This window comes from Massilia sp. LC238, assembly GCF_000735635.1.
In the GTDB taxonomy this organism is placed as follows: domain Bacteria; phylum Pseudomonadota; class Gammaproteobacteria; order Burkholderiales; family Burkholderiaceae_D; genus Telluria; species Telluria varians.
The window spans coordinates 136,069-148,506 of record NZ_JNNN01000039.1 but is presented as its reverse complement, the minus strand read 5'-3'; the positions used below and the strand labels follow the sequence as shown (position 1 = coordinate 148,506).

Genomic DNA, 12,438 nt, shown 5'->3' with positions numbered 1-12,438 from the left:
TCAACCCCGCATCTTCGAGTACAGGCCGGCCGGACGCCACAGCAGGATCGCGATCATCAGGATGATGTTCGAGACCAGCGCTACTTTTGGGGCCAGGAAACCGGCATAGTTGGTAACCAGCGCCATGAGCAGGGCGCCGATGAAGCAGCCGCCCACGGAACCGAGGCCGCCGATGATGATGACGATGAAGATCAGCACCATCATCTCGCCGCCCATGGCGGCGGTCAGCGTTTCCTTGTACAGGCCCCACAGCACGCCGCCCATGCCGGCCAGCGCCGAACCGGCCGCGAACACGATCACGAACAGGCGCTTGATGCGGTAGCCGAGCGCTTCCACCATCTCGCCGTTCTCGACGCCGGCGCGGATCAGGAGGCCGATCTTGCTGCGGTTCAGGGTCAGGAACATGCCCACAAAAACCAGCAGGCCGATCACCACCGCCACCAGGCGGTATTTCTCGATCGCCGCGTCACCCAGGAAGATGGCGCCGCGCAGCGCGGTCGGCAGCGGCAGGGCGATGGTCTCGGCGCCCCAGATCACATGGATCAGCTGCTCGGCCACGATCATGCCGCCCATGGTGATCAGGATCTGCTTCAGGTGCTGGCCGTAGACCGGCATGATGATCACCCGCTCGAACGCCCAGCCTAATAGCGCGGTAACGACCATCGCCACCGTGATGGCCAGCGCCAGCACGCCCAGGTTGATCAGGAGCGAGTCCATCTCGAGCCAGCCGCGCATCGGCAGCAGCACCATGGTCGCCGCGAAGGCGCCGACCGACACGAAGGCGCCGTGGCCGAAGTTCAGCACGCTCATCAGGCCGAACACGAGGGTCAGGCCGCTCGCCATGATGAAGATCATCATGCCCATCGCCAGGCCGGCGACGGTCAGGGTGACCCAGGTGGGGAAGCTGCCGACCAGGGGCAGCATGGCCAGCATCAGGACCGGCACCAGGAGCAGCGGCGCGATGTCGCGCGGCGCGCTTGGCAAAGGTGTGTCCTTGCTGGCAATGGGAAGGCTTGCACTCATGGTGATTCCTATTGATGTGAATCCAAAGACAGGCCGAGCAGGCGCTGTTGCAGCTCGTCGTCGTCCGCCAGCGCCGCCATCGAGCCCGCATGCACGACGCGGCCGTCGTCCATCACGCTGACCGTGTCGCCCAGCGAACGAACGAAGTTGAAGTTCTGCTCGACCAGCAGGATGCTGGTGCTGGTGTCCTTCAGCTCGCGGAAGGCGGCCATCAGGCTCTGGATGATGGCCGGGGCCAGGCCCTTGGTCGGTTCGTCGACCAGCAGGAGCTTCCTCGGCTCGACGATCGCGCGCGCGATCGCCACCATCTGCTTCTGGCCGCCCGAGAGGTTCCCGGCCGGGTAGTTCCAGAATTTCTTCAGCGCCGGGAAGAAGCTGCAGATCCAGTCCACGCGTGCCCCGTCCAAAGGACCATTCCGGGCGGCGAGGTACAGGTTTTCGCGCACCGTCAGGTCGGAGAACACGGCCATGCTTTCCGGGACGTAGGCTATTCCTGAGCGCGAGATGTCGGGCGTGGCCATCTTCGTGATGTCGCGGCCCTCGAACGTGATGGAGCCGGCGCTGGCCTTCCACAGGCCCATGATGGTGCGCAGGGTCGTGGTCTTGCCGGCGCCGTTGCGGCCCAGCAGGATCGACAGGCCGCCGCGCGGGACCACCAGGTCGACGCCCTGCAGGATGTGGTACTGGCCGATGTGGGTGTGCACGCCCTTCAGGACGAGCAGCGGCTCGTTGGAGGTATCAGGCATGGGCGAGGTTTGTTGATTCAGGTGTTCCAAGATAGGCTTCCTGTACGATCTTCGATTGCATGACTTCAGCCGGCTTGCCGTCCGCGACCAGGGTGCCGTTGTGCAGCACGATGATGCGGTCGGCCAGGGCGCGCACCACGTCCATCTTGTGCTCGACCAGCAGCACGGTCTTGTTGCGCTCCTGCTTGACGGCATGGATCAGGTCGAGCACCACCGGCACTTCGTCCACGCTCATGCCGGCGGTGGGTTCGTCGAACATCATGATGCTGGGTTCCAGCGCCAGCAGGATCGCCACTTCCAGCTTGCGCTGGTCGCCGTGCGAGAGCGTCGCGACCCAGGCGTCGCGGCGCTTGACCAGGCCCACGCGCTCCAGGTAATGCTCGGCGCGCGCGATCAGTTCCCGATGGCTCGACCAGATCGAGAAGAAATTCAGGCCTAGGCCGGCGCGGCTCTGCACCGCCAGGCGCACGTTTTCCGCCACCGTCAGGTTGGGGAAGAGGTTGGTGAGCTGGAAGGCCCGGCCTACTCCCAAACGGGTGCGCTTGGCGGCGCCGGCGCGGGTGATGTCCCGGCCGTTCACCAACACGCTGCCCGAGGTGGCCGCCAACTGCCCCGACACCAGGTTGAAATAGGTGGTCTTGCCGGCGCCGTTGGGCCCGACGATGACCGTCAGGGTGCCGGGATGGAAGTCCGCCGTGACCGCGTTCACCGCGACGTGGCCGCCGAAGCGGATCGTCAGGTCGCGGGTGGACAAGGAAGGTGCAGCGGACTGCAGCGATGCGGGAGCCGTCATGTCAGCGCTTGTTCCGCACCGGCAGCGGCAGTTCGGATGCCGGGATCTCGCGCACCAGTTCCAGCAGGTCCCACTCGTTCTTCTGGTCCTTCTTGATGCGGAAGTGGTACATCGGCTGGATCGCCTGGTGGTCTTCCTTGCGGAAGCTCATCCGGCCCTTGGGCGTTTCGAAGGACAGGCCTTCCATCGCCGCCACCATCTCGTCGCCGTTCTTGGCGTTGGGCGCCTTCGACAGGGCCGCAACCACCGCGCCGGCCGCGGCCATGCCACCGGCCGTGAACATATCGGGCGGCATCTTGAAGCGCTTGGTGTGCTCCGCCACCAGCCAGTCGTTCATCTTGTTCTTCGGGAAGCCGTAGTAGTAATTGATGGTGCCTTCGGTGCCGGCGAAGTTCTTCCAGGTCTTCATCACCGGCATGATGTTGCCGCCCGGGGCCAGCGCGATGCCGAAGCGCTCCGGCTTCATGTCGGCGATCTTGTTCAGCGGATTCGGGCCGGCCCAGACGATCTGCAGCACGCGCGGCTGCGGCTTGTCCTTGAGCTTGTCGAACAGGCGCTGGGCCGGTGCGGTGAAGTCGGTGGCGGTGGCCGGCGCGTACTCCTCGTGCACGACGACGGCCTTGCTGCCGGTGGTCTTGAGCGCTTCCTTGCCGGCCTCGATGGCGTCGCGCCCGAAGGCGTAGTCCTGCGCCAGGAAACCGACGCTGCCGCTCTTGAAGGTGCTGGCGGCGGCCAGCGCATCCTGCATCGAGCTGCGCGCGGTGCGGAAGATGTACTTGTTCCACTTTTCCTGGGTGATCGCGTCGGCCACGGCCGGTTCGACGATCAGCACCTTCTTGTATTCCTTGGCGACCGGCAGCATGGCGATGGCCGAGCCGGACGAGGTGGTGCCGACCGCGATGTCGACCTTGTCGTCGCCGTAGGCTTCGGCCAGCAGGGTGCGGCCCAGCGACGGGTTGGACTGGTCGTCCTTGACGATGACCTTGATTCTCCGGCCATTGATCTGCATGGTGCCGCCGGTGAGGTATTCGAGGCCCATCATGAAGCCGGTCTCGGTTTCCTTGGCATAGGCTTCGAGCGGGCCGGTCTTGCCGGCGATGAGGGCGATCTTCAGGTCCTTGCCCTGTGCATACGCGCCAGGCGCAGCGCTCGCCGCGAAGGCGGCGACGATGGCGATGGACAGGGGTTTGATCAGGTGGTGCATGTCAGTCTCCTTGTGATTCTTACGGTAGCTTGGACAGGAAAGCGCGGATCGCCTCCAGCGCTTCCGGCTCGGTGAGCATGGGCGCATGGCCGACGTTCGGCACTTCCGCGTACTGCAGTTCCGGGGCCGCCTTGCGCATCCAGTCGGCCTGTTCTTGCTCGACCAGGTCGGACAGCGCACCGCGCACCAGGAGGGTGGGGCGGCGCCGCGCCAGCCGGCGGAAGGCCATGCGCGCGGCCAGCGAGGTCGGACGCAGTTTACCCGTCTGTATCGCTTGTGCGATATTCGGATCGTAACGCAGCGCCAGCTGGCCGTCATCCTTCTGTTCGAAGGCGCGGCGCGCCCACTTGCCCCATTCCTCGTCGGAGTTGGCTGGGAAGGCGCAGGCGTTGATGTCGCGCAGGTAGGCGGCAGCGTCGTCCCAGCTCGCGAGCGCATTGCAGCGGCCCGCATAGCCCGCGATGCGCTGCAGGCCGCGCACGGACAACACCGGGCCGACGTCGTTGAGGACGGCGGCGGCGATCAGATCGAGGCGCCGCGCCGCCAGGGTCATGGTGATCAGGCCCCCCATCGAGGTGCCCACGAAGATGGCGCGCCCCAGGCCCAGGTGCTCCATCAGCCGAGCGACGTCGGCGGCGTAGACGTTCGGGTTGTAGTTGTCGGGATTGGGATCGTGCGCCGAGTGGCCGCGGCCGCGCACGTCGACCGCGATCACGCGCCGGCCCATGGCGGAAATGATGGGCGCGAGTTCGTCGAAGTCGGCGGAGTTGCGTGTCAGGCCGTGGATGCAGATGACCGGCAGCCGCGCGCCGGCGCCGGCGTCGGTGGCTGCGCCTGTGGCCGCGCTTGTTGGCGGATAATCGCGCGCGTACAGCGCCAGCCCGTCGCTGCTGGTGTAGCTGATTGGTGTGTAGATAGACACGCTGGCTTGTATCCTGTGTTCGTTCGGGGCGCTTTGCAGCGTTTGTTCGGGCGGCAAGCTTCCGGGCCGGCGCCGGGAGGGCGCCTGCCTGGAGATGCTGCGGGTACTTCGGTGGAAGGTTTAGAAGCGGTACTCGAGCGTTGCCGAGACCTGGCGTGGGTTGCCGTAGAACGCGGTCAGGGTGCCTTCGTTGCCCAGGGTCGGGAACAGGTAGCCGCCGGTCTTGTAGTGCTTGTCGCTCAGGTTCTTGCCGTGCAGGCCGACGCGGACCTTGCCGTCGGTGCGGGTCCAGACGATGCTCGCGTCATACAGCTTGTACGATTCCTGGTCCAGCAGCGATGCGGTCTCGAACTGGGCGGTGGCGCCTTTGTACGAGGCGCTGCCGATCAGCGACAGCTTGCCGCCATAGCCTGCGACCGGCATCGGGATGTCGTAGTTGAAGCGCAGGTTGGCCGAGTTCTTCGGGGTGTTCTGGAAGGTGCGCTGGCTCGCCACGTTGACGCCGGCCGAGATGTATTCCTTGTACTCGGCGTCGATGTAGCTGTACATGCCCGCGATCATGAAGTTCGGGGTGAGGTTGGCCACCGCTTCCAGTTCCGCGCCCTTGATCTTGGCCTTGCCGGCATTGGTGGTCACGCCGGCGAAGCTGTCGTCCTTGCCGTCGCCGTTGGTGTCGATCGCCACCGAACCCGGGATCTGCACGTCCTGGTAGTCGCTGTAGAACACCGCGGCGTTGGTGGTGATGCGGCCGCCGTTGAAGGCCGACTTCAGACCCAGCTCGTAGGTCTCGATGGTTTCCGGCTCGTAGCCGCGCTGCGCCACCGCGATCGGGATGCGGGTGCCGACCACGTTCAGGCGCGGCTCGAAGCCGCCGCCCTTGAAGCCTTCCGAGTAGGACGCGTAGACGTTGTGGTCCTGGTTCAGCTTGTAGTTGAGGGCCACGCGCGGGGTGAACTTCTTGTCTTCACGCTTCAGGACGCCGCCGCGCAGGTCGGTGTCGGTGCGGAACAGGATGGCGCCGGCATTGCCCAGGGCCGGGGAGCCGCCCGCGCCCAGGTAGATCTGACGCAGCACTTCGGCTTCACGCTTGTCGACGGTGTAGCGGCCGCCCAGCGAGACGCTGAAGGCGTCGGTGACGTTGTAGCTGCCGTCGGCGTAGATGGCCCAGGCCTTGGTGTCGATGTCGCCCATCGTGTAGGTCGAGGTCGGGACCGCGCCGCCGAGGATGGTGTCGAAGTGGTTGAAGGCGTTGGCATCGATGTAGTAGATGCCGGCCACGCCCTGCAGGCGGTCGCCGTTGTAGGTGAGGTTGAATTCCTGGCTGAACTGCTTGTTGGTGTACAGGGCCGGGACTTCCATGTCGACCACCGCCAGCGAGTCGAAGTCGATCGGCGCATAGGACTTGTCCTTGCGCGAGGCCGTGATCGATTTGAGGGTCCACTCGTTATTCAGGGTGTATTCGACGGTGGCCGACACGCCGTGCGCCTTGACTTCCTGGTCGTGGCCGAGCGCCTTCATCAGGTTGGCGCGGGTGTCGAAGACGTTCGAGAGGATCGGGGCGCCGCTGGTGCGGCCGACGATCAGGCGGTGGCCGTTCTTCGGGCTGGAGTCGTCCTGGGTGACGTCGCCGGCGATGCGGATGAACAGGTCCTGGTTCGGGGTGAACTCGGCCGACAGGCGGGCCGCCGTCACATCCTTGTCGTAGTTCTCGCCGCCGGTGGTCAGGTTCTTGCCGAAGCCGTCGCGCTTGAAGCGGGCGAAGGTGCCGCCGATGCGTGCGGTTTCCGAGATCGGGGTGCTGGCGGTGGCGACGATTTCCTTCTGGCCGTACTGGCCGATGGTGGCGCGCAGGCGCGCGTCGGTCTGCGGTGCCAGCTTGCGGGTGACGTACTTGACGGCGCCGCCGATGGTGTTGCGGCCGTACAGCGTGCCCTGCGGGCCGCGCAGCACTTCGATGCGCTCGACGTCGTAGATGTCGGCCACGGCGGCCTGCGGCCTGGCCAGGTAGATGTCGTCGATGTAGATGCCGACGCCCGACTCGAAGCCGGCCAGCGGGTCGGCCTGGCCGACGCCGCGGATGAAGGCGGTCAGGGTCGAGTTGGTGGCGCGCGAGGCTTTCAGGGTGGTGTTCGGCAGCGCGGTGGCGAGGGCGGTGATGTCCGGCGTCGCTACCTTGGAGAGCTGGTCGGCGCTGAAGGCGGTGACCGAAACCGGCACGTCCTGCAGGGTTTCTTCGCGGCGGCGGGCGGTCACGACCACCTTGTTGACGCCGCCTTCTTCGGCACTGGCCACCGGCGGGGCGGTGGTGGCTTCCTGGGCGAAGGCCACGTTGCCGCCCGAGAGGACGAGCAGGGCGACGGCCGACTGGATGGCGGGGTTCAGCAGCTTCAGTTTGTTCTTGGTCAGACGCATTCATGTCTCCTAATTTTTGATAGCGGCATGCGTTCAGGTTTTCGCATGGTCAGCAGTGTGCCTTGCTCCGGTTTGGTTAGATAGTCAACAATCGCCCACCCCTTTGTGCAAAAATGCACACCCCGCTGCACCAAGCTTGTGCGCGTGTTGACGAGGGAGGATTCCGGCGGTGCACCGTTTGTGCGCTGCCGCATGGGAAAAGCGCCAAACGATTGCAGGGGGAATGTGCACTAGTGCACAATATGTCATCTTGATATCAAACAACCCCTCCGATGAATACGCTGCCTGAGTGGACCGACCTGCGATTCTTCCTGGAGCTGGCGCGCGCCGGCACCCTCTCGGGCGCCTCGCGCCGGCTGGAAGTGGAGCACACGACCGTGGCGCGCCGCATCGACCGGCTGGAAGCCCAACTCGGTTCGACCCTGTTCGACCGCTCGCGTGAAGGCTACGAGCTGACCGAGGTCGGGCGCGCGTTGCTGCCGCATGCGGAGGCGATGGAAGGGGCGGCGCTGGCGGCGGCCGAACAGATCGGCGGGGCCGAGGTGGCGGCGCACGGCGTGGTGCGGCTCGGTGTGCCCGAGGTATTCGGGGTGCGGGTGGTGGCGCCGCTGCTGGCCAGGCTCTTGGCCCAGCATCCCGACCTGTCGATCGACCTGCTGGCGCTGCCCAGCTTCGCCAACCTGGCCAACCGCGAGGCCGACCTCGGCGTCACGATGGATGCTCCCACCACCGGCCGCTACATGGTGACGCGGCTGGCTTCCTTTCACTTCTACCTGTATGCCTCGCCGATCTACCTGGCCAAGCATCCGCCGATCCGCACCCAGGCCGACCTGGCCGGCCACGACTTCGTCGACTACGTGCAGGACCGGCTGGCCAGCCGCGAACTGTCCTACCTGAACGAGCTGGGTTTCACGCCGCGGCGGCGCATGTGCTGCTCGGGCATGACGGCGCAGCTGGAAGCCGCGTCGCTCGGCATGGGCCTGATGATGGCGCCGCCCTATGCGGTGCCCGACAACGGCCGCCTGGTGCGGGTGCTGCCGGATTTCCACGCCGAACGTGCATTCTGGCTGGCGGCGCCGACCGACCTGTACCGCCTGCGCCGGGTGAAGGTGGTGTGGAACCTGCTGCGCGAATGCGCGGAGAGCCATCCGGACCTGTTCGTGGCGGACGACGCGGGCGCGTGACAGCCCCGCGCCAGGGGCGTATCAGGCAGTGAGTCCATTGCGCTCGAGCGTGCGCGCGAGATCGGCGTGGAAGGCCGAGAAGTCCAGGGCCTTTTCGACAAAACCGCAGGCCCCGAGCATGCGGGTGCGCACCTGGTCCGAACCGCTGCGCGAACTCGACAGGACGATGATGGGGATGTCGGACAAGAAGGGTTTCGAGGAGAGTTCCTTCAGCACTTCGAAGCCGTCGACCTTGGGCAAGGCCAGGTCCAGCAGGATGACGTCGAAGTCGCGGGTCTGGTCCAGCGTGTTCAAGGCTTCTTCGCCGTCCGAGACCACCGTCACCTGATAGGCGTTGTCGCAACGTTGCAGAGCCCGTTGCGTCAACTCGGCGTCCAGGGGCAGGTCATCTACGATCAATACTTTCATTCGCGGATAGTACCCGAATCGCAGGATTGTGTCGAAATTTCACATTTTTCCATCGTCCGGAGCTCAGCGGCCGGGGCGGAACGGATTGCGTTCGTTGAGCTCGTCCATGTAGTCGTCGATCCCACCCCGCTCGCGCTCCAGGAAGCGCTCGATCGCGTCCGCGAACGAGGGATGGGCCAGCCAGTGCGCCGACCAGGTGCGGGTCGGCAGGAAGCCGCGCGCCATCTTGTGCTCGCCCTGGGCGCCGCCCTCGAAGGCCTGGATCTCCTGTTCGATGCAGAACTCGAGCGGCTGGTAATAGGCCGCCTCGAAGTGCAGGCAGGGCACGTGTTCCAGTTCGCCCCAGTAGCGCCCGAACAGCGTGCTCTCGTTGTGGATCACCAGCGAAGCCGCGATGTCGCGCCCCTCGCGCGAGGCGATGACGAGCAGGATGTTGTCGGGCATGCTCGCGCCGATACGCCGGAAGAAGTCCAGGTTCAGGTAGGGTGTCGAATAGTGGGCCTTGTAGGTGTGGCGGTAGCAGCGGTTGAACAGGACCCAGTCCGCGTCCGTCGCATCGCGCCCGGGCACGCGGCGCATCGTCACGCCAGCCTCGCGCACTTTTCGCCGCTCGGCGCGGATGTTCTTGCGCTTCTTCTGTTCGAGCGTGGCCAGGAAGTCGTCGAACGTGCCATAACCGCCGTTCAGCCAATGGAACTGCACCCCGCTGCGCAGCATGAAGCCGGCATCCTGCAACTGGCGCGCCTGCTCCTCGGGCGGGAACAGCACATGGGTCGACGAGACTTCGCTTGCGCCCTGTGTCGCCACCAGCACGTCGACCAGCGCGGTCCGGGCGGCATCGCTGACTGCCATCAGGCGCGGACCGGCCACCGGCGTGAACGGGATCGCGGAGAGCAGCTTCGGGTAGTACTCGACCCCGTGCCGGTGGTAGGCGTCGGCCCAGGCCCAGTCGAACACGTACTCGCCATAGGAGTGGCCCTTGACGTACAGGGGCAGGGCGGCCGCCAGCTGCTCGCCGTCGTAGAGGGCGATGTACTGCGGCTGCCAGCCGGTCTCGGGCGCCGCGCTGCCCGATTCGTGCAGCGCGTGCAGGAAGGCATACGACAGGAAAGGATTGGAATCTTCCTGTGCCGAGACCAGCGCGTCCCACTGTTCCTGGCCAATCTCGGACAAGGAAGAAACGATATGCGTGCGATAATTCAAAATGACATCCCTAACGAATTGATGAGCGACGACTTCGCGAAAGTCTCACCAATGAACAAGCAATTCTTCAATCTCTACACGCACCACTTCGCCCGCGTCGCCGTGGCCATCCCGCGCTGCCGCATCGCCGACCCGGCCTTCAACGTCGAGCAGACCTTGACGCTGGCCCGCCAGGCCGCCGACGAAGGCGCCGTGCTGGTGGCCTTCCCCGAGCTGGGACTGTCGGCCTACAGCTGCGAAGACCTGTTCCACCAGCGCGCCCTGCTCGACGGCTGCCTCGAGGGCCTGGCGAAGATCATCGAGGCTTCGAGGGCGCTGCCGGTGGCGCTGGTCGTCGGCCTGCCGCTCAAGGTCAACCACCAGCTCTTCAATTGCGCCACCGTCGTTGCGGGTGGCCGGGTGCTGGGCGTGGTGCCCAAGAGTTTCCTGCCTAATTATGGCGAGTTTTACGAATCCCGGCAGTTCAGTGCGGCCGATTGCGCCGCGGTGGAGAGAATCGACCTGTTCGGCGCAAGCGTGCCTTTTGGTGCGAACCTGCTGTTCGAGATCGAGAACCTGCCCCTGTTCCGCTTCCACGTCGAGATCTGCGAAGACGTCTGGGTGCCGATTCCCCCGTCCTCGTTCGCCGCAATGGCCGGCGCCACGGTGCTGGTCAACCTGTCGGCCTCGAACGTCGTGGTGGGCAAGAGCGGCTACCGTCACCAGCTGGTGAGCCAGCAGTCGGCGCGCTGCCTGGCCGCCTATCTGTACACCTCGGCCGGGCGCGGCGAGTCGACCAACGACATGGCCTGGGACGGCCAGTCGCTCATCTACGAGAAGGGCGAGCTGCTGGCGGAATCGGAACGCTTCAGCGACGATTCGCACGTGATCTTCGCCGACGTCGACCTCGACCGCCTGTCGAACGAGCGCATGCATGCGACCACCTTCGCGCAATCGGTGCGCCGCCATGCGGAAGAAGTGTCGAAGTTCCGCCTGGTACAGTTCACGCTCGCGCTGCCCCTGGAGCGCGACATGCCGCTGGCGCGTACCATCGAACGCTTCCCCTATGTGCCGGCCGACGTGGCGCGCCGCGACGAGCGCTGCCTTGAAGTCTACAACATCCAGGTGCAGGCCCTGATCCAGCGCCTGTCGAGCACCGGCATCAAGAAGGTGGTGATCGGCGTTTCCGGCGGGCTGGACTCGACCCATGCGCTGCTGGTCTGCGCCAAGGCCATGGACCGCCTTGGCCTGCCGCGCACCAACATCCTCGCCTATACGATGCCGGGCTTCGCCACCAGCGAGCGCACGCTCAAGCAGGCCAACGACCTGATGGCGGCGGTGGGCTGCAGCGCCCAGCTGATCGACATCCGCCCGAGCTGCATCCAGATGCTCAAGGACCTCGGCCATCCCTACGTGGAGGGCAAGGCGGAATACGACATCACCTTCGAGAACGTGCAGGCCGGCGAGCGGACCAACCACCTGTTCCGCCTGGCGAACTTCCACAACGGGATCGTGATCGGCACCGGCGACCTGTCCGAACTGGCGCTGGGCTGGTGCACCTACGGCGTGGGCGACCACATGTCGCACTACAACGTCAATGCGAGCGTGCCCAAGACCCTGATCTCCTACCTGGTGCGCTGGGTGGCCGAGACCGGCGCGGTGGTGGAAAACGGCGCCGACGTGCTGCTGAAGATCCTCGACACCGAGATCAGCCCCGAGCTGGTGCCCGGAGGGGACAAGGACGGCAAGCCGGCCCAGATCACCGAGGACACTATCGGCCCCTACGAGCTGCAGGACTTCAACCTGTACTACACGCTGCGCTACGGCCTCAAGCCGAGCAAGGTGGCCTTCCTTTCCTGGAGCGCCTGGCACGACCGCGAGCAGGGCAGGTGGCCGAGTGCGGCCAACGTGCGCAACGAGTACGGGCTGGATGCGATCAAGAAGAACCTCGGCATTTTCCTGTGGCGCTTCTTCAAGACCAGCCAGTTCAAGCGCACCTGCGTGCCGAACGGGCCGAAGGTCGGCAACGGCGGCTCGCTGTCCCCGCGCGGCGACTGGCGCGCACCGTCGGATTCCGAGGCCACCGTGTGGATGGACGACCTCAAGAATATCCCTGATTGATTCCTGTTTTTTAGAGAGAAAAGAAAATGAAACAGATTACCTGCGTGATCAAACCCTTCAAGCTGGACGAAGTGCGCGAGGCGCTGGCCGAAGTGAACGTCACCGGCCTGACCGTGACCGAAGTGAAGGGCTTCGGCCGCCAGAAGGGCCACACCGAGCTGTATCGCGGCGCCGAGTACGTGGTGGACTTCCTGCCGAAGGTGAAGATCGAGGTGGTGGTCGACGACGGCATGGCCGACCAGGTCGTGGACGCCATCATCAAGGCAGCCCGCACCGGCAAGATCGGCGACGGCAAGATATTCGTGCAGAATGTGGAGCAGGTGATCCGCATCCGTACCGGCGAGACCGGTCCCGACGCCGTCTAAGCCGGCGCTTCCAGCTTCGCGGCTGGTATCCGGCGTTTCCCAAGCTCATCAGTTGTAGTCCTATTCTTGCTTCATGAG

The 12,438-nt window shown here is 65.3% G+C and carries 11 protein-coding genes; 3 read left to right on the top strand and 8 right to left on the bottom strand.

The window, feature by feature from the left end:
- The 6 genes from FG94_RS11490 to FG94_RS11465 all read right to left on the bottom strand — a co-directional run bounded on the left by FG94_RS11490 (position 1) and on the right by FG94_RS11465 (position 7,100).
- Positions 1-1,023, bottom strand: coding sequence for a branched-chain amino acid ABC transporter permease (locus tag FG94_RS11490; protein ID WP_036211360.1), 1,023 nt, complete (start codon positions 1,021-1,023; stop codon positions 1-3).
- 8 nt (positions 1,024-1,031) lie between these two features.
- Positions 1,032-1,769 carry an ABC transporter ATP-binding protein gene (locus FG94_RS11485; protein ID WP_036211357.1) on the bottom strand — a complete coding sequence of 246 codons (738 nt, stop codon included), beginning with the start codon at positions 1,767-1,769 and terminating at the stop codon, positions 1,032-1,034.
- Positions 1,762-2,562, bottom strand: a complete 801-nt coding sequence (locus FG94_RS11480) for an ABC transporter ATP-binding protein (protein WP_036211354.1) — start codon at positions 2,560-2,562, stop codon at positions 1,762-1,764. Before FG94_RS11480 ends, FG94_RS11485 begins: the two co-directional genes overlap by 8 nt.
- A gap of 1 nt (position 2,563) precedes the next feature.
- Complete coding sequence (locus tag FG94_RS11475; RefSeq protein WP_036211351.1) at positions 2,564-3,766, bottom strand: substrate-binding domain-containing protein; 1,203 nt, start codon at positions 3,764-3,766, stop codon at positions 2,564-2,566.
- Between the two features lie 19 nt (positions 3,767-3,785).
- Positions 3,786-4,688: an alpha/beta fold hydrolase gene (locus FG94_RS11470; protein WP_036211348.1), complete on the bottom strand. Its 903-nt coding sequence runs from the start codon at positions 4,686-4,688 to the stop codon at positions 3,786-3,788.
- Between the two features lie 120 nt (positions 4,689-4,808).
- Positions 4,809-7,100, bottom strand: coding sequence for a TonB-dependent receptor (locus FG94_RS11465; RefSeq protein WP_036211345.1), 2,292 nt, complete (start codon positions 7,098-7,100; stop codon positions 4,809-4,811).
- 272 nt (positions 7,101-7,372) lie between these two features.
- On the opposite strand from FG94_RS11465, the gene FG94_RS11460 reads away from it, so the two are divergent.
- A complete protein-coding gene (locus tag FG94_RS11460; protein WP_036211342.1) occupies positions 7,373-8,284 on the top strand; it encodes a LysR family transcriptional regulator in 912 nt (303 codons plus the stop codon).
- Between the two features lie 21 nt (positions 8,285-8,305).
- Here the strand turns inward: FG94_RS11460 and FG94_RS11455 are convergent, their stop codons facing one another.
- Entirely contained in the window at positions 8,306-8,692 is a 387-nt protein-coding gene (locus FG94_RS11455; protein WP_051306468.1) for a response regulator, read from the bottom strand.
- A gap of 63 nt (positions 8,693-8,755) precedes the next feature.
- Positions 8,756-9,895, bottom strand: a complete 1,140-nt coding sequence (locus FG94_RS11450; RefSeq protein ID WP_036211339.1) for a GNAT family N-acetyltransferase — start codon at positions 9,893-9,895, stop codon at positions 8,756-8,758.
- Between the two features lie 51 nt (positions 9,896-9,946).
- Between FG94_RS11450 and FG94_RS11445 the strand changes: the two genes are divergently transcribed.
- Together FG94_RS11445 and FG94_RS11440 are read left to right on the top strand one after the other, a co-directional pair.
- Positions 9,947-11,995: an NAD(+) synthase gene (locus tag FG94_RS11445; RefSeq protein ID WP_036211336.1), complete on the top strand. Its 2,049-nt coding sequence runs from the start codon at positions 9,947-9,949 to the stop codon at positions 11,993-11,995.
- Positions 11,996-12,021: 26 nt separating this feature from the next.
- On the top strand, positions 12,022-12,360 hold the full coding sequence (locus FG94_RS11440) for a P-II family nitrogen regulator (RefSeq protein WP_027866032.1): 339 nt from the start codon (positions 12,022-12,024) through the stop codon (positions 12,358-12,360).
- Positions 12,361-12,438 lie beyond the last annotated feature (78 nt).